Origin of the sequence: Micromonospora carbonacea, assembly GCF_014205165.1 — a bacterium.
GTDB classification, from domain to species: Bacteria; Actinomycetota; Actinomycetes; order Mycobacteriales; family Micromonosporaceae; genus Micromonospora; species Micromonospora carbonacea.
On sequence record NZ_JACHMZ010000001.1, the window covers coordinates 1,170,471 to 1,194,086 of the forward strand.

At 74.6% G+C, this 23,616-nt stretch carries 25 protein-coding genes and 1 riboswitch; of the genes, 12 read left to right on the top strand and 13 right to left on the bottom strand.

Going from position 1 to position 23,616, the window contains the following annotated elements; all coding sequences use genetic code 11:
* Positions 1-34: 34 nt before the first annotated feature.
* A complete protein-coding gene (locus HDA31_RS05370; protein ID WP_178066087.1) occupies positions 35-625 on the bottom strand; it encodes an ECF transporter S component in 591 nt (196 codons plus the stop codon).
* Positions 626-695: 70 nt separating this feature from the next.
* A riboswitch (TPP riboswitch) is annotated at positions 696-801 on the bottom strand.
* A 322-nt stretch (positions 802-1,123) separates the two neighbouring features.
* Here HDA31_RS05370 and HDA31_RS05375 point away from each other — a divergent pair.
* The 7 genes from HDA31_RS05375 to HDA31_RS05405 all read left to right on the top strand — a co-directional run bounded on the left by HDA31_RS05375 (position 1,124) and on the right by HDA31_RS05405 (position 8,148).
* Complete coding sequence (locus HDA31_RS05375; protein WP_219825138.1) at positions 1,124-2,065, top strand: permease; 942 nt, start codon at positions 1,124-1,126, stop codon at positions 2,063-2,065.
* Positions 2,062-2,832 (top strand): TIGR03943 family putative permease subunit, encoded by a 771-nt coding sequence (locus HDA31_RS05380; protein WP_178066085.1) that lies wholly within the window; start codon positions 2,062-2,064, stop codon positions 2,830-2,832. Before HDA31_RS05375 ends, HDA31_RS05380 begins: the two co-directional genes overlap by 4 nt.
* Positions 2,833-2,861: 29 nt before the next feature.
* Positions 2,862-3,692 carry an alpha/beta fold hydrolase gene (locus HDA31_RS05385; RefSeq protein WP_178066084.1) on the top strand — a complete coding sequence of 277 codons (831 nt, stop codon included), beginning with the start codon at positions 2,862-2,864 and terminating at the stop codon, positions 3,690-3,692.
* A complete protein-coding gene (locus HDA31_RS05390; RefSeq protein WP_178066083.1) occupies positions 3,689-4,561 on the top strand; it encodes an AAC(3) family N-acetyltransferase in 873 nt (290 codons plus the stop codon). Before HDA31_RS05385 ends, HDA31_RS05390 begins: the two co-directional genes overlap by 4 nt.
* On the top strand, positions 4,558-5,307 hold the full coding sequence (locus tag HDA31_RS05395) for a sugar isomerase domain-containing protein (protein WP_178066082.1): 750 nt from the start codon (positions 4,558-4,560) through the stop codon (positions 5,305-5,307). Before HDA31_RS05390 ends, HDA31_RS05395 begins: the two co-directional genes overlap by 4 nt.
* A 143-nt stretch (positions 5,308-5,450) precedes the next feature.
* Positions 5,451-5,954, top strand: a complete 504-nt coding sequence (locus tag HDA31_RS05400) for a DUF6328 family protein (protein WP_178066081.1) — start codon at positions 5,451-5,453, stop codon at positions 5,952-5,954.
* Positions 5,955-6,090: 136 nt separating this feature from the next.
* Positions 6,091-8,148 (top strand): acyl-CoA dehydrogenase family protein, encoded by a 2,058-nt coding sequence (locus HDA31_RS05405; RefSeq protein ID WP_376701360.1) that lies wholly within the window; start codon positions 6,091-6,093, stop codon positions 8,146-8,148.
* Between the two features lie 12 nt (positions 8,149-8,160).
* On the opposite strand, the gene HDA31_RS05410 is transcribed toward HDA31_RS05405, so the two are convergent.
* Complete coding sequence (locus tag HDA31_RS05410) at positions 8,161-8,328, bottom strand: hypothetical protein (RefSeq protein WP_176734845.1); 168 nt, start codon at positions 8,326-8,328, stop codon at positions 8,161-8,163.
* Positions 8,329-8,419: 91 nt separating this feature from the next.
* On the opposite strand from HDA31_RS05410, the gene HDA31_RS05415 reads away from it, so the two are divergent.
* The gene (locus HDA31_RS05415; RefSeq protein WP_178066080.1) at positions 8,420-9,703 is read left to right on the top strand and encodes a cellulose binding domain-containing protein; all 1,284 of its coding nucleotides are present in this window, start codon (positions 8,420-8,422) and stop codon (positions 9,701-9,703) included.
* Positions 9,704-9,714: 11 nt separating this feature from the next.
* Here the strand turns inward: HDA31_RS05415 and HDA31_RS05420 are convergent, their stop codons facing one another.
* The 8 genes from HDA31_RS05420 to HDA31_RS05455 form a co-directional block, all read right to left on the bottom strand.
* Entirely contained in the window at positions 9,715-11,157 is a 1,443-nt protein-coding gene (locus tag HDA31_RS05420) for a cellulose binding domain-containing protein (protein WP_219824952.1), read from the bottom strand.
* A 131-nt stretch (positions 11,158-11,288) separates the two neighbouring features.
* Positions 11,289-11,894: a hypothetical protein gene (locus HDA31_RS05425; RefSeq protein WP_178066078.1), complete on the bottom strand. Its 606-nt coding sequence runs from the start codon at positions 11,892-11,894 to the stop codon at positions 11,289-11,291.
* Positions 11,895-11,942: 48 nt separating this feature from the next.
* On the bottom strand, positions 11,943-12,338 hold the full coding sequence (locus HDA31_RS05430; RefSeq protein ID WP_074474599.1) for a Fur family transcriptional regulator: 396 nt from the start codon (positions 12,336-12,338) through the stop codon (positions 11,943-11,945).
* Positions 12,335-12,634, bottom strand: a complete 300-nt coding sequence (locus HDA31_RS05435; protein ID WP_043966807.1) for an ArsR/SmtB family transcription factor — start codon at positions 12,632-12,634, stop codon at positions 12,335-12,337. The genes HDA31_RS05430 and HDA31_RS05435 overlap by 4 nt, the downstream gene beginning before the upstream one ends.
* 43 nt (positions 12,635-12,677) lie before the next feature.
* On the bottom strand, positions 12,678-13,544 hold the full coding sequence (locus tag HDA31_RS05440) for a metal ABC transporter permease (RefSeq protein WP_074474600.1): 867 nt from the start codon (positions 13,542-13,544) through the stop codon (positions 12,678-12,680).
* Between the two features lie 2 nt (positions 13,545-13,546).
* A complete protein-coding gene (locus HDA31_RS05445; RefSeq protein ID WP_074474601.1) occupies positions 13,547-14,308 on the bottom strand; it encodes a metal ABC transporter ATP-binding protein in 762 nt (253 codons plus the stop codon).
* Positions 14,305-15,270: a metal ABC transporter substrate-binding protein gene (locus tag HDA31_RS05450; RefSeq protein ID WP_178067738.1), complete on the bottom strand. Its 966-nt coding sequence runs from the start codon at positions 15,268-15,270 to the stop codon at positions 14,305-14,307. Before HDA31_RS05450 ends, HDA31_RS05445 begins: the two co-directional genes overlap by 4 nt.
* A 105-nt stretch (positions 15,271-15,375) precedes the next feature.
* A complete protein-coding gene (locus HDA31_RS05455; RefSeq protein ID WP_311774337.1) occupies positions 15,376-15,750 on the bottom strand; it encodes a DUF6703 family protein in 375 nt (124 codons plus the stop codon).
* Here HDA31_RS05455 and HDA31_RS05460 point away from each other — a divergent pair.
* The 3 genes from HDA31_RS05460 (at position 15,685) to HDA31_RS05470 (ending at position 18,126) form a co-directional block, all read left to right on the top strand.
* Positions 15,685-16,026: an antibiotic biosynthesis monooxygenase family protein gene (locus tag HDA31_RS05460; protein WP_074474604.1), complete on the top strand. Its 342-nt coding sequence runs from the start codon at positions 15,685-15,687 to the stop codon at positions 16,024-16,026. The genes HDA31_RS05455 and HDA31_RS05460 overlap by 66 nt on opposite strands.
* Before the next feature lie 24 nt (positions 16,027-16,050).
* Positions 16,051-16,626: an Rv0361 family membrane protein gene (locus HDA31_RS05465; protein WP_221486565.1), complete on the top strand. Its 576-nt coding sequence runs from the start codon at positions 16,051-16,053 to the stop codon at positions 16,624-16,626.
* 120 nt (positions 16,627-16,746) lie between these two features.
* Complete coding sequence (locus HDA31_RS05470) at positions 16,747-18,126, top strand: glycine--tRNA ligase (protein ID WP_074474605.1); 1,380 nt, start codon at positions 16,747-16,749, stop codon at positions 18,124-18,126.
* 53 nt (positions 18,127-18,179) lie between these two features.
* Here the strand turns inward: HDA31_RS05470 and HDA31_RS05475 are convergent, their stop codons facing one another.
* The gene (locus tag HDA31_RS05475; protein WP_246384093.1) at positions 18,180-19,220 is read right to left on the bottom strand and encodes a type IV toxin-antitoxin system AbiEi family antitoxin domain-containing protein; all 1,041 of its coding nucleotides are present in this window, start codon (positions 19,218-19,220) and stop codon (positions 18,180-18,182) included.
* 179 nt (positions 19,221-19,399) lie between these two features.
* Here HDA31_RS05475 and dusB point away from each other — a divergent pair, with 179 nt between their 5' ends.
* A complete protein-coding gene (gene dusB, locus HDA31_RS05480) occupies positions 19,400-20,581 on the top strand; it encodes a tRNA dihydrouridine synthase DusB (RefSeq protein ID WP_376701361.1) in 1,182 nt (393 codons plus the stop codon).
* Between the two features lie 110 nt (positions 20,582-20,691).
* On the opposite strand, the gene HDA31_RS05485 is transcribed toward dusB, so the two are convergent.
* Both HDA31_RS05485 and HDA31_RS05490 read right to left on the bottom strand, forming a co-directional pair.
* Positions 20,692-21,351 carry a C39 family peptidase gene (locus HDA31_RS05485; protein ID WP_178066077.1) on the bottom strand — a complete coding sequence of 220 codons (660 nt, stop codon included), beginning with the start codon at positions 21,349-21,351 and terminating at the stop codon, positions 20,692-20,694.
* A gap of 426 nt (positions 21,352-21,777) precedes the next feature.
* Positions 21,778-23,559, bottom strand: coding sequence for a beta-N-acetylhexosaminidase (locus tag HDA31_RS05490; RefSeq protein ID WP_376701440.1), 1,782 nt, complete (start codon positions 23,557-23,559; stop codon positions 21,778-21,780).
* Positions 23,560-23,616: the final 57 nt, after the last annotated feature.

A 23,616-nucleotide genomic window follows, 5' to 3' on the forward strand; every position in this document is an offset into this window, starting at 1 on the left:
TCCCCCTCCCCGGTCGGCATGTGGAACGATCGCGCTAGATCGGGGTGCGGGTGCGGGCGGCGGGGAAGCGGTCCAGGACGCCCGTGGTGAGCAGGGCGCGCAGGAGGGACCACGCGCCCGCGCCCGCGATGACCGTGGCGCTGACCACGGTGAGCAGGGCGTACGGGAGGCGGTAGCCGGTCAGGTCGTACTCGGCGTTCCACACGAAGAAGTCGAACAGGGCGGCGCCGACGCCGGTGAGCGCCCCGGCGAGCAGCGCGGTCGGCAGCCGGAACGAGCGGTAGCGGAACGCGGCGAACGCCAGCTCCGCGCCGAGGCCCTGGACCATGCCCTGCGGGATCACCGTGCCGGCCCACTGGCTGCCCAGCAGGGCGGACAGGACGGCGGCGACGGTCTCGCAGTACAGGGCCGCGCCCGGCTTGCGGATCACCAGGCCGCCGAGCACGGCCGGCATCAGCCAGACGCCGTAGAGCAGGGTCTGCGCGGGCGGGAAGAACGCGAACGCCCCCTCGGTGGCGCTCCAGACCAGGCCCCAGGCCCAGAAGATGACGCCGAAGGCGACGGCGATCACCGAGGCGACCACGATGTCGATCGTGCGCCAGCGGTTGCTGTCGGTGTGGTTCATGGTGGCTCCCAGTCCTTGACGAACCAGGAGAAGACGCACGCCGCGCCCGGTGGCACCGGACGTCGACGCGGCTGGAGGTCGACCGAACTCCCTGCGCTGGCATTACCCAGATCAGGTTCGAGGGTCTGCGGGCGGTGCCCGCACTCTCAGCGCTGTGCGCTCCCCTGTCGGATGTGAAGTTGTCTTCCCGACGCTAACACCCGGGAAGATCACCGGGCAAAGTGATCTTTCCGCAGCTCACGAGGGAGGATCCCGGAACCCGGTCACCGCCGTCCCGGCGTCGTCCGTCGACCCGGCCCGCCGGGCGCGATAGTGTCGCGCCGCCGGACCTCACCCGCCTCCAGGGAGCAGACCGTGGCGTCGACGACCGACAGCTCCGCGCCGCCCGCCGGCCCCGACGGGCGGGCCCCGGCGACGGGGCCGGGCGGCGGGGACCGTCCGGACGTACCGGAGCGGGAGGCGGCGTCGGGCGGGCCGCGACGGTCGGTCGGCGGCCGGATCGGCTCGGTCGAGGTGCTGGCCGCGCTGCTGGTCCTGCTCATCGTGTTCCGCGCGCCGCTGGCCGGTGCGCTGTCCGCGCCCCGGTTGCAGACCTGGACGACGGTCTTCGTCTCGGTGCTGGTGCAGGCCGTGCCCTTCCTCGTCTTCGGGGTGCTGCTCTCGGCGGTGATCGCGGTCTTCGTGCCGCGTTCGTTCTGGGCCCGGGCGCTGCCCCGGCACCCGGCCCTCGCGGTGCCGGTGGCCAGCGCCGCCGGGGTGGTGCTGCCCGGCTGCGAGTGCGGTTCGGTGCCGATCGCCGGGTCGCTGATCCGGCGCGGCGTCACCCCGGCGGCGGCCCTGGCGTTCCTGCTCGCCGCCCCGGCGGTCAACCCGGTCGTGCTCGCCGCCACCGCCGTCGCCTTCCCCGGCGCTCCGGAGATGGTGCTCGGCCGGGCGGTCGCCAGCCTGGTCGTCGCCATGGTCATGGGGTGGCTCTGGCTGCGGCTCGGCCGCGCCGACTGGATCCGGCTGCCGCGCCGGCCCGAGCTCGACGGCGCGTCGCGCGGCGCGGCCTTCTGGGCGGCCGTGCGGCACGACATCGTGCACGCCGGGGGCTTCCTGGTCGTCGGCGCGATGGCCGCCGCCAGCATCAACGTGCTGGTGCCGGAGCGCTGGTTGCAGACCCTCGCCGACTCCCCGGTGCTGTCGGTGCTCGCCCTGGCCGTGCTCGCCGTGCTGCTGTCCATCTGCTCGGAGGCCGACGCCTTCGTCGCGGCGTCGCTGTCGCAGTTCTCCCTCACCTCCCGGCTCGTCTTCCTGGTGGTCGGGCCGATGGTCGACCTCAAGCTGATCTCGATGCAGGCCGGCGTCTTCGGCCGCCGGTTCGCGGTCCGGTTCGCCCCGGCGACGTTCGTGGTCGCCGTCGGCGTGGCCGGCCTCGCCGGGGCGGTGCTGCTGTGAACCGGCAGGCGCAGGCCGTCGTCCTGCTGCTGCTCGGCGGCGCGGTGGTCCGGGCCAGCGTCACCGACCTCTACCTGCGCTACGTCAAGGAGGGGCTGCGGCCGTTCCTGATCGCCGCCGGGCTCGTGCTGGTCGCCGCCGCGGTCATGACCCTGTGGTACGACCTGCGCCCCGCCCCGCGCGGCGACGCCCACCCGGCCGACGACGACGGGCCCGGGGCCGGGCCCGGCGGGCACCCGGCCGACGACGACGGGCACGGGCACGGCCACCACGGGCCGCGCGTCGGCTGGCTGCTCCTGCTGCCCGTGCTCGGGCTGCTGCTGGTCGCCCCGCCGGCCCTCGGCTCGTACGCGGTGGGCCGGTCCGGCACCGCGCTCGCCGGCCAGCAGCAGTCGGACTACCCGCCGCTGCCGCCGGGCGACCCGGCCCCGGTCACCGTCCTCGACTACGCCTCCCGCGCCCTGTTCGAGCGGGGCGCGTCGATCGGCGAGCGGCGGGTCCGGCTCACCGGGTTCGTCGCGCCCGGCCCCGACGGGCAGCCGATCCTGGCCCGCATGGTGCTCTCCTGCTGCGCCGCCGACGGCCGCCCCGTCAAGCTGGGGATGACCGGCGACGTGCCCCAGGGGCTGCCGCCCGACACCTGGGTCGAGGTCACCGGCCGCTACAGCGACCGGGTCGGGCGGGACCCGGTCAACGACGCCGAGATCCCCTACCTCGCCGTGGAGTCCTGGCGGGAGGTGCCCGCCCCGCGGAACCAGTACGAGTGACCGGCCCCGCCCTGGGTAGGCTGCCGATCATGCGGATCGGTGCGCGAGGGCTGACGTTCGAGGTGCGCACGGGCGGGCCGGTCGACGGCGAGCCGGTGCTGCTGCTGCACGGCTTCCCCCAGCACAGCGGCGAGTGGGACGAGGTCACCCCGGCGCTGCACGCCGATGGGCTGCGCACGTACGCGCTCGACCAGCGCGGCTACTCGCCCGACGCCCGGCCGGCGGAGGTCGAGGCGTACCGCATCCCGGAGCTGGTCGCCGACGCGGCGGCGGTGCTCGACGCGCTGGGCGTCGACGCGGCCCACGTGGTCGGGCACGACTGGGGCGCGATCGTCGCCTGGGGGCTGGCCGCCGCCCACCCCGACCGGGTGCGCACCCTCACCGCCGTGTCGGTCCCGCACCCCGCCGCGATGGCGCACGCCCTGGCCACCGACGCCCGGCAGAAGGCCCGCTCGTCGTACATGGCGTTGTTCCGCAGGCCGGGCACTGCCGAGCGGGTGCTGCTGGCGTTCCGGGCCGCCGCCCTGCGCCGGCTGCTCGGCGACGTCGGCGACGCCGCCCGGGTGGCCCGGTACGCCGACCCGATGCGCGCCCCGGGCGCGCTGACCGCCGCCCTGAACTGGTACCGCGCGATGGCCGGGAGGGACCTGGCGGCGGTCGGGCCGGTGCCGGTGCCGACCACCTACGTGTGGAGCGACCGGGACTCGGCGGTCGGCCGGGCCGCCGCCGGGGCCTGCGCCGCCCACGTCACCGGCGACTACCGCATGGTCACGCTGGCCGGGGTGTCGCACTGGATCCCCGACGCCGCACCCGGCCCGCTGGCCGAGGCGATCCTGGCCCGCGCGGCCACGGCCCGATGACGCCGACGCCGGCCGCCCGGCCGCACACCCGCGCCTCGCTCGCCGCGCAGCTCACCGACCTGGGGGTACGCCCCGGCGCGGTGGTCCTCGTGCACGCCGGGCTGAAGGCGCTCGGGTTCGTCTGCGGCGGCGCGCAGGCGGTGGTCCTCGCCCTGCGCGACGCGCTCGGCGAGCGGGGCACGGTCGTGGTGCCCACCCACACGCCGGAGAACAGCGACCCGGCCGAATGGACCAACCCGCCGGTGCCGGCGCAGTGGTGGCCGGTGATCCGGGCCGAGACGCCCGGCTTCGACCCGGCGGTCACCCCGAGCCGGTTCATGGGGGCGCTGGCCGAGACCGTCCGGGGCTGGCCGGGTGCCCGGCGCAGCGACCACCCGCAGGTCTCCTTCGCCGCCCTCGGGCCCGCCGCCGGGCGGATCGTGGCCGGGCACCCGCTGGCCGGGATGCTCGGCGAGGACTCCCCGCTGGGCCGGCTCTACGCCGCCGACGCCGACGTGCTGCTGCTCGGCGTCGGCCACGACTCGAACACGTCGCTGCACCTGGCCGAATACCGGCAGCCCGCCCCGCCGACCCGGCGGGAGGGCGCGGCGGTGCGCACCCCGGACGGCGGCCGGCGCTGGGCGCGGTGGGACGACGTCGTGCTCGACGAGAGCGACTTCCCCCGGCTCGGGGCGGCGCTGGAGGCGACCGGCGCGGTGCGGGTCGGCCCGGTCGGCGACGGGACGGGGCGGCTGATGCGCCAGCGGGCGGCGGTCGACTTCGCGGTGGACTGGCTGGCCCGCCACCGGGCAACGGCGGCCGGCGGCCGGACAAGGACCGACAGGACAGGTGGGACGGCGGACGGCAGCCGAGGGACGGAGGACGCATGACGGTCAGCGCCGAGGACTACCTGGCGGTGGTGACGGAGGCGGTCGGCCGGGTGTCGACCAGCCAACGGGAGGCGGTGGGCCGGGCGGCCGACCTGATCGCCGACGCGCTGCGCGCCGACGGGGTGGTCCACGCGTTCGGCACGGGCCACTCCGAGGCCCTCGCCATGGAGATCGCCGGCCGGGCCGGCGGCCTGGTGCCGACCAACCGGATCGCGCTGCGCGACGTGGTGCTGCGCGGCGGGGCGTCGGCCGACGTCCTGGGCCCGCGGCTGGAGCGGGACCCGGCGGTGGCCCACCGCCTCTACGAGCTGGCCCCGGTCCACCCGTCCGACGTGTTCGTGGTGGCCTCCAACTCCGGGGTCAACGGGGCGGTCGTGGAGTTCGCGGCGCTGGTGACCGGGCGGGGGCACCGGCTGGTCGCCATCACGTCGGCGCAGCACTCGGCGCGGATGGCGTCCCGGCACCCGTCGGGGCGCAAGCTGGCCGACTTCGCCGACGTGGTGCTGGACAACGGCGCGCCGTACGGCGACGCGACCCTGCCGCTGCCCGGCGGCGGCGCGGTCGGCGCGGTCTCCTCGATCACGGCGGCCCTGCTCGCGCAGCAGATCACGGTCGAGGTGGTGGCCCGGATGCTCGCGGCGGGGGAGCCGCCCCCGGTCTACCTGTCGGCCAACATCGCCGGCGGCGACGCGCACAACGACGCCCTGGAGGCCCGGTACGCGGGCCGGATCCGCCGGGGGGCGTGACCGCTTCCGATCGGGCCCGACCGCGCCCCGCCGTCGCGCGTGGGCCCGGGTGTGAACGGGTTTCGCCGTCGGGCCGATCGGGCAATGGCGATGCTGCCGGCGGGCCGCACCCGCCGGCACGATCGTCGCCCCGGAGGTAACGCGTGTCCAAGGAAACCGAGCGGCAGCGCTGGCAGCGCAACTTCGCCGACCTGCTCCAGGAGCTGCGGGTCGCGCAGACCGGCGTGCAGATCCTCTTCGCCTTCCTGCTGACGCTGCCGTTCAGCAACGGTTTCACCCGGACCAGCGACTTCCAGAAGGACGTCTACATCGTCGCGCTGCTGTCGGCCGCCGCCGCCACCGCGATGATCATTTCGCCGGTGGCCTTCCACCGGGCGCTGTTCCGGCAGGGGCGCAAGCCGGAGCTGGTCCGCTTCGCGCACCGGATGGCCAGCGGCGGGCTCGGGTTCATGCTCGTCTCGATGGTCAGCGCGGTCCTGCTGATCACCGACTTCGTGCTGGACCGGGGCATCGCGTTCGTGCTCACCGCGGTCACCGCCGTGTGGTTCCTGACCTTCTGGGTCCTCCTGCCGTTCGCCCGCCGCAACTGGGGCGAGGACGACATCGACGACGACGATGACGACCCGCGGACGCTGACGGGCGACTGACCACGCCGGCTCCGACCAGCGGAGACGCGGTCGGGAATCCGAAGTGCACGCGACGCTACCCCTGGGTAACAACCGGGGGGAGCGTTGCTCTGTCGAGCACGTTGACGCATCCGGACCGAGGTTCGAGGAGGCCGCCGTGACCACGACGCAGAACAGTCGACCCGCGCCCGACCCGGCGGAGCGGGCCACCCCGGACGCCGGGCCGCTGCCGGCGCAGGGGAGCGCGGGGGCGGGCGACGCCGGCCCGCCGCCGGCCCCGGGCGGCACCGGCCCGCTGCCGGCGGAGGCCGGGCAGGTGTCCGAGAAGGAGGCCCGGCAGGTCGCCGAGGCGGCCCGCGAATCCGCCTGGGACCGGCCCAGCTTCGGCAGGGAGCTGTTCCTCGGGCGGTTCCGGCTCGACCTGATCCACCCGTGGCCGCGCACCGATCCGGCCGAGGACGCCCGCGCCGAGGAGTTCCTGGGGCGGCTGCGGGCGTACCTGGCCGCCGAGGTCGACGGCGCGGCGATCGAGCGGGACGCCCGCATCCCCGACGAGGTGTTCCGGGGCCTGGCCCGGCTCGGCGCGTTCGGCATGAAGATCGACCGGAAGTACGGCGGGCTCGGGCTGAGCAACCTGCACTACTGCCGGGCGCTGATGCTGGCCGGCTCGGTCAGCCCCGCGATCGGCGCGCTGCTGTCGGCGCACCAGTCGATCGGCGTGCCGCAGCCGCTCAAGATGTTCGGCACCGACGAGCAGAAGCAGCGCTTCCTGCCCCGGCTCGCCGCCGGCGAGGTGTCGGCGTTCCTGCTCACCGAGCCGGACGTCGGTTCCGACCCGGCGCGGCTGGCGACCATCGCCGAGCCGACCGCCGACGGCACCGGCTACCGGCTCAACGGGGTGAAGCTCTGGGCCACCAACGGCACCGTGGCCACGCTGCTGGTGGTGATGGCCCGGGTGCCGGCGACGCAGGGGCGGCGCGGCGGGATCACCGCGTTCGTCGTCGACGGCGACGCCGAGGGCATCACCGTGGAGCGGCGCAACGAGTTCACGGGCCTGCGCGGCCTGGAGAACAGCCTCACCCGGTTCCACGACGTGTTCGTGCCGGCCGAGAACGTCATCGGCGGCGAGGGCAAGGGCCTCAAGATCGCCCTGACCACCCTCAACACGGGGCGGCTCTCGCTGCCGGCGATGTGCGTCGGGGCGGGCAAGTGGTCGCTGAACGTGGCCCGGGAGTGGGCCGCCGACCGCGTCCAGTGGGGCCGGCCGGTGGGCGAGCACGAGGCGGTCGCCCAGAAGCTCGCCTTCGTCGCCGCCACCACCTACGGCATGGAGACCATGCTCGACCTGTGCTGCCTGCTCGCCGACGACGACCGCAACGACATCCGGATCGAGGCGGCGCTGGTGAAGCTGTACGCCAGCGAGATGGCCTGGAAGATCGGCGACGAGCTGATCCAGATCCGGGGCGGGCGTGGGTACGAGACCGCCGACTCCCTGGCCGCCCGGGGCGAGCGCCCGGCGGCGGTCGAGCAGCTGCTGCGGGACCTGCGGATCAACCGCATCTTCGAGGGCTCCACCGAGATCATGCACCTGCTGATCGCCCGCGAGGCCGTCGACGCCCACCTGTCCGTGGCGGGCGACATCATCGACCCGGACGCCGGGCTCGGCCGCAAGGCGAGGGCCGGCGCGCGGGCGGGCGCGTTCTACGCGCGGTGGCTGCCGACCCTCGCCGTCGGCCGGGGTCAGGCCCCGACGGCGTACGCGGAGTTCGGCCCGCTCGCCGGGCACCTGCGGCAGGTCGAGCGGTACAGCCGCAAGCTGGCCCGGTCGACGTTCTACGCGATGTCCCGCTGGCAGGGGAAGATGGAGCGCAAGCAGGCGTTCCTCGGCCGGGTGGTGGACATCGGCGCGGAGTTGTTCGCGATGAGCGCGGTCTGCGTCCGGGCGTACGCGGAGAAGGACACCCGCCCGGAGAACGTCGAGCTGGCCGACCTGTTCTGCCGCCAGGCCCGGCTGCGGGTCGACGCCCTGTTCACCGGCCTGTGGGCCAACACCGACTCGGTCGACGTGGCGGCGGCGCGGCGGATCCTCGCCGGCCGGTACGCCGCCCTGGAGGACGGGGTGATCACGCCGCCGGCCGACCTGCCCTGGGTGGCCCGCTGGACCCCGGGCCCGTCCACCGCCGCCGACGTCCGCCGCCGCATCCCGCCGGAGTGAGCGCAGGGCCGTTCAGCGGGCGACCGCCCAGGCCAGCACGGCCGCCAGGATGAGCCCGTTGAGCAGCGCCAGCACCAGGTACGCCTGCGGCGGGATCTTGCGCCCCCGCCTGACGAAGCTGACCAGCACGGCGGCGTACGCCAGCAGCAGCACGGCGACGACGATCAGGAAGTAGAGCACCGCCCCACCCTAGACGAGCGGCCCGGCGGCCGGCCGGCGGTCGGCCGCCGGGGCGGGCCGGTCGGCGGGCGCGGCCGGGTAGCATGCCCGTATGAATCGAATCTCATCAATTGATAGGTGGGGCGCGGCGTACCGGCGCGCCGCCGGGGTGATCGCGATCGCGCTGGCGGTCCTGGCGGGCGGGGTGGCCGTCGCGGCCGGTGCCGCCACGGCGGCGGCCACGGGCTGCCGGGTCGACTACAAGGTCACCAGCGAGTGGCAGGGCGGCTTCGGCGCGGACGTCACCGTCACGAACCTCGGCGACCCGGTCTCCGGCTGGACGCTCACCTGGACGTTCGCCACCGGGCAGCGGGTCACCCAGGCGTGGAACGCCACCGTCACCCAGAGCGGGGCGGCGGTCAGCGCCAGGGACGCCGGCTACAACGGCGCGATCGCCACCAACGCCAGCGTCGGCTTCGGCTTCAACGGCGCGTGGACCACCGCCAACCCGGCGCCGACGGCGTTCTCGCTCAACGGGGCCCCGTGCACCGGCGCGCCGACCGCCACGCCGTGCGCGCCGCCGTCGACCCCGTCGTCGCCGTCGTCGCCGTCGTCGCCGTCGTCGCCGTCGGCCACCCCGTCCCGCACGCCGACCCCGACGCCCTCGACGCAGGCCCCCGTCACCGTCTGGCTGGCCGGCGACTCCACGGTCGCCAACCCGTCCTCAAGCGGGGCCTGCCCGGTCGGCTGGGGCAACCAGTTCGGCCAGTACCTCAACGCCAACGCGACCGTGGTGAACAGCGCGGTCGGCGGGCGCAGCATCCAGACCTGGCTGTACGACCCGAACGTCACCACCACGAAGAACTCGGCCGGCGAGTGCGTGGTCAGCCCGGAGACGTACTCGACCCGCTGGCAGGCCATGCTGAACTCCGGCACCGGGATGAAGGCCGGCGACTACCTGTTCATCCAGTTCGGCATCAACGACGGCGACCCCAACTGCAACCGGCACGTCGGCTCCGCGCGGTACAAGCAGCTGCTCGGTGTGATGGCCAACGCGGCCAAGCAGCGCGGCGCGCGCCCGGTCTTCCTCACGCCGGCCGCCGCGATCACCTGCTCGGGCAGCACCGCCGTCGGCAACCGCGGCTTCCTCACCGAGACGTTCGACGCGGGCGCGGCCAACAACGTGCCGGTCATCGACCTGCACCGGCTGAGCTACACGCTCTACAACCGGCTCGGGCTGTGCCCGAACAACGGCGACTACGGCTCGGGTGCGGTGGGCGCGTTCTTCTGCAACGACCACACGCACTTCGAGACGGCGGGGGCCCGGCAGATCGCCGGCGTGGTCGCCACCGCGCTGCGCGACCAGCAGATCGGCCTGGCGGCCTACCTGCGTTGACGGGCGACGGGTCAGGAGAGCGCGCAGGCGGCGCCGTTGAGGGTGAACGCGGTCGGCCGGTTGTTCGCGCCGGGGGCGTCGGCCAGGAAGCCGAAGCTCACCGTCGCGCCGGCCGCGATCGTGCCGTTCCAGCTCGCGTTGGTCGCCCGCACGGTGCCGCCGCTCTGCGTGTAGCTGGCGTTCCACGCCTGGCTGATCCGCTGGCCGTCGGCGAACGTCCACTGCACCGTCCAGCCGTCGACCGGCGCGGCTCCGGTGTTGCGGACGGTCACCTCGCCCTGGAAGCCGCCCTGCCACTGGCCGGTGACCGCGTACCCGACGGAGCAGCCCGTCGTGCCGGGCGGCGGCGTGGTGGCGGGTGGGGTGGTGGCCGGCGGGGTCGTGGCCGGCGGGGTGGTGGCCGGCGGGGTGGTGGTGCCGCCCAGCTTGGCGGCGACGACCGGGGCGAGCCGGGCCGCGATCGCCCGGTGCCCGGCGTCGTTCGGGTGCACCGAGTCGCTCAGCCCGTCGGCCGGCAGCCAGCCGGTGGTGTCCACGTAGAACACGTTGCGGTCCCCGCCGCCGGTCGCCGCCGCGACGGCGGCGGCCGTCTCCGCGGCGTACCGGCCGCTGAAGGTGCGCAGGGCGAAGATCGCCGCGCGCGGGTACTTGCCCCGCACGGTACGGATGAACGTGGCGTACTGGCTCTGGAAGTCCGCCCCGCTCACCCCGTGGCCGCGGTCGTTGGTGCCCAGGTTGATCACGACGGCGTCGGCCTGGTAGCGGCTGAAGTCCCAGTTCGGGCTGGTGGCCGCGTACCCGGTCTTGAGGAACTGCGCGGCCACGCTGACGCAGCCGTCGGCGGTGGCCACCAGGCAGCCGCCGCCGTAGCCGAGCTGGGTGTGCTCGGTGCCGAGCTGCTCGCCGGTCAGCCAGCCGTACGCGGTCAGCGCCACCCGCGACGACGTGGTGCCGAGCGTGATGGAGTCGCCGACGAACTCGATCAGCCGGGGCCGCACCGGGGTCGGCAGGGTGGTCGCGCCGGAGTCGAGGGTCAGCCCCTGGAACACCGCGTCCCCGGTGTACGAGCCGCCCACCACCCGGTACGACACCAGCAGCGTGTGGTTGCCGGCGCGCAGCGGGGTCGGGGTCAGGTTGACGGTGCCGCTGACGTTGGTCAGGTAGGTGAAGTCGGCCCCGTCGATGCTGTAGTAGAGGTCGATGGTGCGGCGTTGCCGCAGCTTGACCGTGGTGCCGGTGAACCCGGTCTTCAGGTAGGCCCCGGCCCAGTTCGGCACGTACGCGGTGCTGTTGCTCCTGTCCCAGCGGCCGACGAACACGATGTTCGGGTCCGTGGGTGAGCCGTCGCCGGTCGCCGCCCGGGCCGGCGGCAGCCCGAGGAGCGTGGCGGCGAGCATCGCCACCACGCCGACGACGCCGGCCGCGACGATCGACCGCCTGCGAGACACGGACATGGGTCGCTCCCTCCCGGCACCCGGCACCGGCGTGGGGCAGGCATCCCAAGGCGCACGCATCGATACCTATCTAATCCCCTTCCCATGGCGCGCACAACCGTGCCGGGCCCGGCGGTCGCGGTGCGGGCCGGTCAGCGGCCCGCGCGCAGGCCGAGCCGGCGCAGCTCCAGCGCCGCGAGCGCGTCGACGGTGGCGTCGTCGCCGCGCCGCCACGCCTCGGCCACGTCCGGGGCGATCCGGGCCAGCTTGCCCAGCGGCTGCCCGGCCAGCGCCCGCAGGGCCAGCAGGTCCCGCCCGGCGGGGGCGACGGCCAGCGCCTTCGCCGAGGCGGCGCGGCGCATCCAGCGCAGCCGCAGCGGCAGCCAGCCGAACAGCACCAGGCCGAGCGGGAAGACCAGCACCGCGATGCTGAGCGCCAGCGCGAGCTGGCCGACGAGGTCCTGCTGGTCGCGGCCCGCCTCGGCGACGGCCCGCGCCGCGTCGGCGGCCTTCGTGAACGGGGCGGTCAGCTCGTCGCCCACCAGCGGCAGCCGGCCGACCTTGCCACCGGCCTCGGCCAGGTTGTCGGCCAGGCCGCCGCCGGCCCCCTCCAGCTTCTGCCCCGGCACGGCGAGCTTCTGCACCAGGTCGTGCACCCAGCCGGCGAAGCGGATCGCGGCGTACACCCAGGCGAGGACGAGCAGGTCGGTGAGCAACTGACGGGCGGCGGTCGGGAAGCGATCAGCGTAGATTTTCACGCCGCACAGCGTGCCACGGCCGCCCCGGCTCGGCACGGGTCGGAATTGTCAGCCGGTGCAGGCCGGGCAGGTGCCGAAGATCTCCAGGGTGTGGCTGACGTCGGCGTACCCGTGCTGCGCGGCCACCCGCTCCGCCCAGGTCTCCACCGTCGGCCCCGCGACCTCGACCGTGCGCCCGCAGACCCGGCACACGAGGTGGTGGTGGTGGCCCTCGCTGCACCGCCGGTAGAGGTGCTCGCCGCCCGGCGGGCGCATCACGTCGATCTCGCCCGCGTCGGCGAGCCCCTGGAGGGTGCGGTAGACCGTGGTCAGCCCCACCCGCTCGCCGCGCTCGCGGAGCATGGCGTGCAGGTCCTGCGCGCTGTGGAAGCCCTCCACCTCGCCCAGCAGCGCGCTCACCGCGGAGCGTTGCCGGGTGTTCCGGACGGCGGTGCCCTCGCTCATGATGCCTCCCCGGCGTGACTGACCGCGTCGGCCACGATGTGCGCGACGTGCTCGTCGACCAACGCGTACGCGATCTCGCGGCCACGCCGGGAGCCCCGGACCACGCCGGCCCCGCGCAGCACCCGCAGGTGCTGGGAGACCAGCGGCTGGGCGGCCCCGAGCTTCTCCACCAGCTCGTGCACGCACCGTTCACCCTGCGCCAGCTCGCTCACGATCGCCAGTCGGATGGGGGCCGAGAGCGCGCGCAGCAGCTCACCGGCGCCCTCGTATGCCTCGTACCCTGATCCGCTGGTCACTGGACAACGGTAACCAATACCGCCGACACGCCGGGGCGCAGGATCAACGAAGCACCACCTCGTGGGGCTCCGGTGCCGGCGCGCAGGACTCCGCGCGCCGGCGGCGCAGCGCCCGCCAGGCCGCCGCAGCGACCGCGACGACGAGGAAGGAGGCGATCGCCAGCAGCACCACGGACGCCCCCGGCGCGGTGTCGGCGTTGGCGGCGACCCAGACGCCAGAGCCGGCGGCGAACAGCCCGAGCGCCATCGCCGCCGTCATCGTGGCCCGGAACCCCCGGGTGACCTGCTGGGCGGTGGCCACCGGGACCACCATCAGCGCGCTGATCAGCAGCACCCCCACGGCCCGCATGGCGATCGTCACGGTGACCGCGGTGCCGACCGCCAGCAGCAGGTTCAGCGCCCGCACCGGCAGGCCGGCGACCCGGGCGTACTCCTCGTCGTGGCAGACCGCGAACAGCGCCGGGCGCAGCGCCAGCATGGTGACCAGGATCGCCGCGCCGAGCACCACGATGGTGGTCAGGTCCTGCGGCGAGATGGTGGTCAGCGACCCGAAGAGGTAGGCGTTGAGGTTGGCGCTGGTGGCGTCGGAGAGCCCCACCAGCATCACCCCGCCGGCGATGCCGCCGTAGAACAGCAGCGCCAGCGCGAGGTCGCCGGAGGTGCGGCCCCGGGCCCGGACCAGCTCGATGGCGACCGCGCCGAGCGTCGCCACGACCACCGCCACCAGCACGGGGGAGCGGTTGAGCAGCAGCCCCGCGCCGACCCCGGTCAGCGCCACGTGCCCCACCCCGTCGCCGATCAGCGCCAGCCGGCGCTGCACCAGGTAGATGCCGAGCGCCGGGGCGGCCAGGCCGATGACCAGCGCGCCGATCAGGGCCCGCTGCATGTACGGGTACTGGAAAAGCTCCATGCTCAACTGCTCCACAGCCCTGCGGGCTCGTCGGGTGCGTGCGGGTGCACGTGGTCGTGGTCGGGGTCGGCGTGGTGCCCGGCCGGTTCGGGGACCGCCCCGTCGTGCGCGATCCCGCCCTGGTGCACCACCACGGCGCGGCTGATCAGCGGGCGCAGCGGCCCCAGCTCGTGGGCGACCAGCAGCACCGTCCCGCCGCCGTCGAGGAAGCCGCGCAGCGCCCCCGCGAACGCCTCCTGGCTGGCCGCGTCGACCCCGGCGGTCGGCTCGTCGAGGACCAGCAGCTCCGGCTCGCCGGCCAGCGCCCTGGCGATCAGGGTGCGCTGCTGCTGGCCGCCGGAGAGGGTGGCCACCGGATCGCCGGCCCGGTCGGCCAGGCCCACCGACGCCAGCGCGGCGTCGACCGCCGCCCGGTCGGCCCGCCCCGGTGGGCGCAGCACGCCCCGGCGGGCCAGCCGGCCGGAGGCGACCACCTCGCGGACCGTGGCGGGGACCCCGCCGCCCGCGCCGAGCCGCTGCGGGACGTACCCGATGCGTTTCCACTGCCGGAACCGGCGCAGTGGGGTGCCGAACAGCGAGACGGACCCGGCGTGCAGCGGGACCAGCCCGAGCACCGCGCGGATCAGGGTGGACTTGCCGGAGCCGTTGGCGCCGAGCACGGCGACGACCTCGCCGGCGTCGACGGCGAGGGAGACGTCCCGCAGCACGGGGCGGCCGTCGTAGCCGACCACCCCGTGCGCGACGGTGATGACAGGTTCGGTCACGAGCAGCTCAACGCCGTCCTCAGGGTCTGCAGGTTGGTGCGCATCACCGAAAGGTAGTCCTGCCCGCCGCCGTCGGCCGACAGCCCCTCCAGCGGGTCGAGCACCGCCGTCTGCGCGCCGACCTCGCGGGCGATGGTCTCGGCGACCTTCGGGCTGACCAGGGTCTCGAAGAAGATCGTGGTCGCGCCGTGCTCGCGGGCCTCCCCGGCCACCTCGGCGAGGCGCTGCGGGGAGGGCTCGGTCTCCGGGGTGAGCCCGGTGATGCCGACCTGTTCGAGCCGGTAGCGCTCGGCCAGGTAGCCGAACGCGGTGTGGCTGACCACGATCTCCCGCCGCTGGCAGGTCTTCAGCCCGGCGGCGAAGTCGGCGTCCAGCTTCTCCAGGTCGGCGCGCAGGGTCTTCGCCCGCGCGGTGTAGTCGGCGGCGCGCTCCGGGTCGGCCTTGCCGAGCCGCTCGGCGAGCTGGTCGGCGACGCCGGCCAGCCGGGTCGGGTCGAGCCACAGGTGCGGGTCCTTGCCGCCGGTGCCCTCCTCGTCGGCGTGCTCCTGCTGGCCCGCGCCCCCGCCCCCGTGGTCGTGGCCGCCGGCGCTCGCGGCCAGCAGCGGCTGCACCCCGGCCACGTCGAAGGCCCGGTCGCCGCCGCTCTGTGCGATCGCCTCGTCCACGGCCGGCTGGAAGCCCTTGAGGTAGACGATCAGCTCGGCCCGGTTGACCTCGCCGACCTGGCTCGGGGTGAGCTCCAGGTCGTGCGGCTCGGCGCCGGGCTTGGTCAGGTTCGTCACCCGGACCGCGTCGCCGCCGACCCGCTCGGCGACGAACTGGAGCGGGTAGAAGGCGGCGGCCACGTCGACCCGCTGCGGGTCGGCGCCTGCCGTGCCGTCGTCGGCGCAGGCGGTGGCGGCACCGAGCGCGACCAGGGCGGTCGCGGCGGCCAGGACACGTACGGTGGGGCGGCGGAGCATCATGCCCCCAACTCTCCGCGATAACGAAATTGATTGTCAAAAACGCATGCTTGCATGCGAGCGGGTCTTCTGCTAGTGCCGACTCTGCCACCCGGGCAGGGCGGCTCAGAGCAGCTTCGCCAGCGCCACGGCCACCAACAGGGTGAGCATCACCAGCCGGATCACCCGGGTCGCCGGGGCCTGCACCGGCCAGGTGGTGACCAGCAGCGCCACCAGCGCGGCGGCGAGCGCCAGCAGCAGCGCCCCGCCGAGCACCCCCGGCGCGAACAGCCCCACCAGCACCAGCACCAGGGCGACCAGGAAGACCGTCGTCGGGTTCGCCCGGGCCAGCCGGAGCGGCAGGGAGCGCTGCGTACGCTGCATCCCACAGACTCTACGAGGCTCACCCCCACCGGCCCTACGAGGAGGACCCGGGTGCTGGTCACCAACCGGTTCGTGGTCGACGAGGACGTCGCCCCCGCCTTCACCGAACGCGCGCACGCCGCCCTCGCCGCGCTCGCCGCCCGCCCCGGCTACCTGCGCGGGGAGCTGCTGCGGGCCCTCGACGACCCCCGCCACTGGTGCCTGGTCACCGAGTGGGAGTCCGTCGGGACGTACCGGCGGGCGCTCGGCGGCTTCGACGTGAAGGTGCACGCCACGCCGCTGCTGGCCGAGTCGCTGGACGAGCCGTCCGCGTACGAGACGCTGGCCGGCGCGGCCCCCGGCGGGGCCGTGGAGGTCAACCCCAGTGATCGGGCCGCTGATCCGCTGCGCTGAGCCGCCGGGCACTACCCTGCACCTATGACCGCACCCGGACCGTCCGGTCCACCCCTGTACCCCGTGGCGCCCGGGCCCGACGGCCCGCCGGCCCCCGGCGTGCCGCCGACGCCGTCGGAGCCGCAGGTCCCCGCGCCCCCGGCCGGCCCCGGGGTGGTCCCGCCGTTCGCCGCGCCCCCCACCGAGGGACGCCGCGCCCGTCTGTGGCTCGGCCTCGGCGCGGGGGCGCTCGCGGTGCTGATCTGCTGCGGCGGGGGCGGCACGGCCGTGGTGGGCCTCGCGGTCAGCAACGTGCAGGCCGTACGCGAGCAGGGCCGGTCGGTCACCGACGACTACTACCGGGGGCTGGCCGAGCGCAAGTACGACCAGTCGTACGACGCGCTCTGCGACGACGCGCAGCGGCGCGAGTCCCGCCAGGAGTTCGAGCGGCGGGTCGCCGCCGAGCCGCAGGTCGACTCGTACCGGGTGGGCGACGTCGACACGGTCAACCTCACCGTGCCGGTCTCGGTCACCTTCAGCGGCGGCGACCGGGGCGAGCAGGAGGTCACCCTCACCCCCGACGGGGAGACCGGCGCCATGGAGGTCTGCGGGGTGAGCTGACCACCGCCCCCGGTATTCTGCTGGGCCCGGGGTCCCCGCGGTCGTACCGTGGGTCCCGAACCGACCGTTCCATCCACCGCGCGCCCCCGCCGACCGCCAGCCGGCGTAGGAGGAAACAACATGCCAGCCGACCGTATCGACGCCGTCGTCAGCCTCGCCAAGCGCCGGGGCTTCGTCTTCCCCTCCAGTGAGATCTACGGGGGCACCCGGTCGGCGTGGGACTACGGCCCGCTCGGCGTGGAGCTGAAGGAGAACGTCCGCCGGCAGTGGTGGCGGACCATGGTCCAGCAGCGCGACGACGTCGTCGGCCTGGACTCGGCGGTCATCCTGGCCCGCAAGGTCTGGGAGGCCAGCGGCCACATCGCCGAGTTCGTCGACCCGCTCACCGAGTGCCAGTCCTGCCACAAGCGGTTCCGCGCCGACCACCTGGAGGAGGCGTACGAGGCCAAGCACGGCAAGCCGCTGACCTCGCTGACGGAGCTGAACTGCCCCAACTGCGGCAACAAGGGCACCTTCACCGAGCCGAAGATGTTCAACGGCCTGATGAAGACCTACCTCGGCCCGGTGGAGAGCGACGAGGGCCTGCACTACCTGCGGCCGGAGACCGCCCAGGGCATCTTCGTCAACTACAAGAACGTCGAGACGGTCGCCCGCAAGAAGCCGCCGTTCGGCATCGCGCAGACCGGCAAGTCGTTCCGCAACGAGATCACCCCGGGCAACTTCATCTTCCGCACCCGCGAGTTCGAGCAGATGGAGATGGAGTTCTTCGTCGAGCCGGGCACCGACGAGCAGTGGCACGAGTACTGGCTTCAGGAGCGCTGGAACTGGTACCTCGACCTCGGCCTGTCGGAGGAGAACCTGCGCTTCTACGAGCACCCCAAGGAGAAGCTCTCCCACTACTCGAAGCGCACCGTCGACATCGAGTACAAGTTCCAGTTCGGCGGCAGCGAGTTCGCCGAGCTGGAGGGCATCGCCAACCGCACCGACTTCGACCTGTCCACGCACAGCAAGCACTCCGGCGTCGACCTGTCGTACTTCGACCAGGGCAAGGGCGAGCGCTGGATCCCGTACGTGATCGAGCCGGCCGCCGGCCTCACCCGCGCGGTGCTGGCGTTCCTGCTGGAGGCGTACGACGAGGACGAGGCCCCGAACACCAAGGGCGGGGTGGACAAGCGCACCGTCATGCGCTTCGACCCGCGCCTGGCCCCGGTGAAGGTGGCCGTGCTGCCGCTGTCGCGCAACGAGGCGCTCTCGCCGAAGGCCAAGCAGCTCGCCGCCGACCTGCGCAAGCGCTGGGTGGTCGAGTTCGACGACTCGCAGGCCATCGGCCGCCGCTACCGCCGCCAGGACGAGATCGGCACCCCGTTCTGCGTGACCGTCGACTTCGACACCCTCGACGACAACGCGGTGACGGTGCGCAACCGGGACACCATGGCCCAGGAGCGCATCGGCCTGGACCAGGTGGAGCGCTACCTGATCGAGCGCCTCCCCGGCTGCTGACGGTGTAAGGAAGGGCCCCTTCTTAACGTTTCCGGTATAGAAGGGGCCCCTTCTCACCGCCCCTCCCCGGTGGGCGGAGCGTCCGCCGGGGGCGGGGCTTCCGCGGTGGGCGAGGCTTCCGCCGGGGGTGGGGCGTCGGCGGGGCGGGGCTCGACGCGTACGCCGGTCGTCGCGCCGAGGCCGCGCCGCGACTCGTACGCGTCCTCCACCATGCGGCGCACGCGCTCCGGCTCCCGGCGGATCTGCGCCGGCGTGAAGTGCATGATCAGCACCCCGTGCCGGCTCAGCTCGTTGTGCCGGTCCAGCGTCCGCGCCCAGTCGGCCGGGCTGAAGTGGAACTCCTGCGAGTCCACCTCCAGGGCCACCGCAGCGTCGGCGAGGTAGCCGTCCGGGGTCGGCAGCACAGCGCCGTCGCCGCTGACCAGGCGCGCGTTCCACCGGATCTGCGGCACCACCCGGCTACCGGCGAGGCACTCCCGCAGCTCGGCCTCCGGCGCCGACCGGGTGCCGTCGACGACCTCCGCGAACGCCTTCCGGACCAGCGCCGTCCGGCTGCGCCTCGCCCGGCGGATCTCCTCGTCCAGCGCGGGCAGGTCGGCGTACCCCCGTTGCACCGCCTCGGCGACGATCGCGCGGACCGGCCGCAGCTCGCGCAGGTCCCGGGCCGCGTCGACCACGGCGCGGGCGGGCGAGCACACCGGGTAGAGCGCCGTCCGCCGGGCCCGCTCGTCGAGCGCCAGCGCCCGGGAGATCACCGCGTGCCCGGCCGACCGGCGTCGCGCGTGGTGCGGCACGATCAGGTGTACGTCGTCGCTGCGCGGGCTGTAGCGGAAGCCGTACCAGGTCAGGGCGGCCAGCCCGGTGAGCTGCGCCTGCCCGCCCGCGTAGAGGGCGGCGGAGATGCGCCGCTGCTCGTCGGTCAGCGCGCCGGTGAACAGGGCGTACGTGGCCGGAAGGACGCGCTGCCAGCGGCCCCGGCGGGCCTGCCGGTAGAGGTACATGTCGTCGAAGCCGGCGGCGAGCAGCTGGGCCCGCGTGACGATCTGCTGCTGGCCCTGCGCGGCCCGGTCCAGCTCGGGTGGGAAGTCGGCCATGCCCCGCAGCATGGCCGCGCCGCCCCTGCGCTGTCCCGCCCGGCGGCCCTGCCTGTGGACAACGACCGGCCCTGTGGACAAGCCCCGTCGGGCCGGCGGGTGTGCTACGGGCGGTTGTTAACCGGGGTCCCCTGCTATGCAAAAGGCGTTAACAGGGGGCCCCTCCTTACACTTGGCGGGTGAGTGGGAGCGGAAGGCAGGGGAGCGGGCCGGGCGGCGGGCTGCGCATCGGGCGGCACGAGGTGTGGCCGCCGGTGGTGCTCGCCCCGATGGCCGGGATCACCAACGTCGGCTTCCGCCGGCTGTGCCGGGAGCAGGGCGGCGGCATCTACGTCTGCGAGATGATCACCACGGTCGCGTTGGTCGAGCGGAACCCGAAGACGCTGCGGATGATCGCCTTCGGCGACGATGAGCGCCCGCGCAGCCTCCAGCTCTACGGCACCGACCCGGAGATCACCGCCGCCGCCGTGCGGATCGTGGTGGAGAAGGATCTCGCCGACCACATCGACCTCAACTTCGGCTGCCCCGTCCCGAAGGTCACCCGGCGCGGCGGCGGATCGGCCCTGCCCTGGCGGCGGCGGCTCTTCGCCCGCCTCGTCCGGGCCGCCGTGGACGCCGCGTCGCCCGCCGGGGTGCCGGTCACCGTGAAGATGCGCAAGGGCATCGACGACGACCACCTGACGTACGTCGAGGCGGGGCTCGCCGCCCAGGACGCGGGCGTCGCGGCGGTGGCCCTGCACGGGCGTACGGCCGCGCAGCGCTATTCGGGCACCGCCGACTGGGACGCCATCGCCACCCTCAAGCAGGCGCTCGACGTGCCGGTGCTCGGCAACGGCGACATCTGGGAGGCCGACGACGCGCTGCGGATGGTGGCCCACACCGGCGTCGACGGCGTGGTGATCGGGCGCGGCTGCCTGGGTCGGCCGTGGCTGTTCGCCGACCTGGAGGCCGCGTTCGAGGGCCGGCCGGAGCGGCGGCTGCCCACCCTCGGCGAGGTGGCGGCGACCATGCGCCGGCACGCCGAGCTGCTGGTCGACCAGTTCACGGCGGGCGCGCGCAACCCGGCCCGGGGCGAGCGGGACGGCTGCACGGACTTCCGCAAGCACGTGGCCTGGTATCTCAAGGGCTTCCCGGTCGGCAGCGAGCTGCGCCGCGAGCTGGCGATGATCGAGAGCCTGGCCCAGCTCGACGACCTGCTCGGCAAGCTCGACCCGGCCGAGCCCTTCCCGGTGGCGACGCTGGGCCAGCCGCGCGGCCGGACGAACTCGCCCGGCAAGGTCTTCCTGCCCGACGGCTGGCTGGCCAGCCGGGACGACGACACGGTCCCGGAGGGCGCGGAGCTGGCCGACTCCGGCGGCTGACGGATTGCAGGGGCCCCCTGTACAACAGAAAGCGTTAACAAGGGGCCCTTCCTTACGCCGAAGGGCCCGACCCCCGCGGGGGTCGGGCCCTTCGTGTGGTGCTCGCCGGGTCAGGAGGCGTAGCCGCGGCTGGCGATCCAGTGCGCCAGGGCGTCGACGTCGATGCGGTAGCTGGCCTGGTCCGGGTTGGCCGAGTCGGCGATCGTCACGGTCTTTCCGCCCTCGGAGTAGCCGACGACGCTGATGTAGTGGCCGCCCTCGAAGGAGTGGCTGACGCCGTCGGTGTCGGTGGCGGTGCCGGCGATGTTGGCCACCACGGCCCGGCCGTCGTCGACCGCGCGCACGACGTCGGCGCGCAGCTTGTCGATGCGCTTGCCGTCGACCTTGTCGGCCGGCAGCTCCGTGCTGTGGTACGCCTTGCGGCCGGTCTCCTTGTTGAGCACGGGGGTGATGTCGTTGATGGAGTTGGTGCCGGCCTCGGTGGTGCCCATCTCCTTGGCCATGGTGTCCACGTCGATGTTCTTGCCCTGCACGCTCAGCGCGTTGCGCGCCGCCGCCGGGCCACAGTAGAAGAAGTTGGGCTGCGCCTCGTAGCGCACGTCCAGCTGACGCTCACCCGCCGGCCGACGCTCGGCCTGCACCGACGCGGCGGCCCGCTCGGCGGGCGCGGGGGCGGCCTGCGCGGCCAGCGCGGGACCAGCGATCCCACCCGCGGTGGCGGCGATGCCGGCGACGGTCAGAGCGGTACGACGAATCAGATCGGTACGCATAACAGCGTGCTCCTCTGCTCGGGGGAAAGACACGGCGCCACACACGGGGGAGCGGCGGCACCGCGAGAAGACTCGGGGGACACACACCCGGCGGCGATGGCCTGCTCGGGGCGTCGAGAGGGTGTAACGACCCCGGCCCGCCCGCCATTCCCCGACCCGGATCCGGGCTCGTGGGGGCGGGGCTTGACCGGGGACCGACCAGGCGGGGGAGCCCCGGTCGCATGCCAGGTACAACGCCCCCACCCCCACGCCGATTCCGCGCCGGGGGTGACCCGGCCCACGGGACGCGGCGGGATGAACCGGACATCGGCCTCGGTTCGTCCGCGCCGGATCGTTGGCTGGCTCCGCGACACGACACGCCGATGCGGTTGCACCGCAGGCGGCCACGAATCGCCGAGAGCCGCCGGTTTGGGCGCGCGGGTGACGTCAGGGCAGGTCGGCCGTGGGGGTGGTCGGCTGCGACGCCGGACGAGGGCTGGGGAGCCCGGTGGGGCCAGTGGTCGGCCAGGGGATCTCCGGGGCGGGGTGGAAGGTGATGCCGGCGGTGTGCCAGCGGGGGCCGTGCCCGGCGAGGCGACGGCGGAAGGACGCCCAGTCGTGGGTGCGCCGGGGCGACCAGCCCAGCTCGGCGAGGGCGGGCAGCCGGGGCAGCAGCATGAACTCGATCTCGGCCAGCGAGGTCACCGACTCGGTCCAGAGCGGGGCCTCCACGCCGAGCACCGCGTCCGCCGGCACCCCGGCCAGGTGCGTCCCCGGATCCCACCGGTACGCCCGTTCCACGTCGACGAGGCCCGCCCAGTCGTGCCCGATCGGGGTGTCCGGGGCGTACTTCATGTCCAGGTATGCGTGGTTTCCCGGGGAGAGGATGACCCGCGCGCCGCGCCGGACCGCCTCGGCCGTCGCGGGGTCGTCGCCCGTGGTGCCCCACCACTGGAGGACCCGCCCGTCGGTGTGCCCGGCCGGGGCGATCTGGTGCCAGCCGACCACGGTCTTGCCGGTGCCGGCGACGATGCCCTGCGCCCGCTCGACGAAGCGGGCGTACGCGTCGGCCGGGACCTTGAACGCCTCGTCCCCGCCGATGTGCAGCCACGGCCCGGGGGTGAGCGCGGCGACCTCGCCGAGCACGTCGGCGACGAAGGCGTACGTGCGCTCGTCGTCCGGGTCGAGATAGCTGAAGCCGACCTCGGTGCCCGTGTACGGCGGCGGCGCGACCCCGTCCGGCGCGAGCTGCGGGTACGCGGTCAGCGCCGCGTTGGTGTGGCCGGGCAGGTCGATCTCCGGGACGACGGTGACGTGCCGGCGGGCGGCGTAGGAGACGATGCGCCGGTAGTCGGCCCGGGTGTACGCCCCGCCGGGGCCGCCGCCGACCTGGGTCGCCCCGCCGACGGTGGCCAGCCCCGGCCAGCCGTCGACGGCGATCCGCCAGCCCTGGTCGTCGGTGAGGTGCAGGTGCAGGTGGTTGAGCTTGTACCGGGCCAGGTGGTCGATCACCCGCAGCACGTCGGCGACGCCGAAGAAGTGCCGCGCCACGTCGAGCATCGCGCCCCGGTAGGGGAACCGGGGCCGGTCGACGATCACCCCGCCGGGCACCGCCCACCGGGCGGCCACGGGGGCGGGGCTCTCGACCGCGGGCGGCAGGAGCTGACGCAGGGTCTGCACGCCGTGCAGGAGGCCGGCCGGGGTGGCGGCGGTGATGCGTACCGCGTCGGGGGTCACGTCGAGCCGGTAGCCCTCCGCGCCGAGCTCGGCGACCGGGCCCGGGGTGGCGGGCCCGGCGACCGGGCCGTCGCCGGACGCGGCGGAGAGCTGGAGGGCCAGGCCCTCGGCGGCTGGCGCGGCGTCGGTCACCGGGAGCGGATAGCCGGTGGCGGGCCGCAGCAGGTCGGCGAGCTGCTCGGCGACGTCCCGGGCGGCCGGGTCGGGGCTGACCCGGACGGCCGCGTCGGCGGGGAGCGTGAAGTCGGCGGCCGGGTCGGGCTCGACCCGTTCCGGTGCGGGAACCACGTCGCCCAGCCCGACGGGGGCCGGCGGCGCGAGCCGGTCGGCGGCGGCGCGGGCGGCGGCGCGGGCCAGGTCGGCGGCGGCCGGCTCGTGGCCGGTCGGGTCGACCGCCGGGCCGGTCGGGTCGAGCGGGCGGCGGCCGGGCTCGGCGGGGCGGGGCGCGGTGGGCGGCACGGTGCGGACTCCGGGGGTGTATTCGCGAGGGATATGGCAAAGGTGAAGTTCGGCAGAACCGGTGCGCTCAAGAGTACGAGGGGACCCGAG

Bases quoted from the DNA above. Each gene is read 5' to 3' on its own strand.
- HDA31_RS05395 (WP_178066082.1), top strand. From the start codon at position 4,558: ATGACGGTCAGCGCCGAGGACTACCTGGCGGTGGTGACGGAGGCGGTC.
- HDA31_RS05470 (WP_074474605.1), top strand. From the start codon at position 16,747: ATGCCAGCCGACCGTATCGACGCCGTCGTCAGCCTCGCCAAGCGCCGG.
- HDA31_RS05430 (WP_074474599.1), bottom strand. From the start codon at position 12,338: ATGAGCGAGGGCACCGCCGTCCGGAACACCCGGCAACGCTCCGCGGTG.
- HDA31_RS05370 (WP_178066087.1), bottom strand. From the start codon at position 625: ATGAACCACACCGACAGCAACCGCTGGCGCACGATCGACATCGTGGTC.
- HDA31_RS05465 (WP_221486565.1), top strand. From the start codon at position 16,051: ATGACCGCACCCGGACCGTCCGGTCCACCCCTGTACCCCGTGGCGCCC.
- HDA31_RS05475 (WP_246384093.1), bottom strand. From the start codon at position 19,220: ATGGCCGACTTCCCACCCGAGCTGGACCGGGCCGCGCAGGGCCAGCAG.
- HDA31_RS05390 (WP_178066083.1), top strand. From the start codon at position 3,689: ATGACGCCGACGCCGGCCGCCCGGCCGCACACCCGCGCCTCGCTCGCC.
- HDA31_RS05440 (WP_074474600.1), bottom strand. From the start codon at position 13,544: ATGGAGCTTTTCCAGTACCCGTACATGCAGCGGGCCCTGATCGGCGCG.
- HDA31_RS05385 (WP_178066084.1), top strand. From the start codon at position 2,862: ATGCGGATCGGTGCGCGAGGGCTGACGTTCGAGGTGCGCACGGGCGGG.
- HDA31_RS05420 (WP_219824952.1), bottom strand. From the start codon at position 11,157: ATGTCCGTGTCTCGCAGGCGGTCGATCGTCGCGGCCGGCGTCGTCGGC.
- HDA31_RS05485 (WP_178066077.1), bottom strand. From the start codon at position 21,351: ATGCGTACCGATCTGATTCGTCGTACCGCTCTGACCGTCGCCGGCATC.
- HDA31_RS05450 (WP_178067738.1), bottom strand. From the start codon at position 15,270: ATGCTCCGCCGCCCCACCGTACGTGTCCTGGCCGCCGCGACCGCCCTG.
- HDA31_RS05415 (WP_178066080.1), top strand. From the start codon at position 8,420: ATGAATCGAATCTCATCAATTGATAGGTGGGGCGCGGCGTACCGGCGC.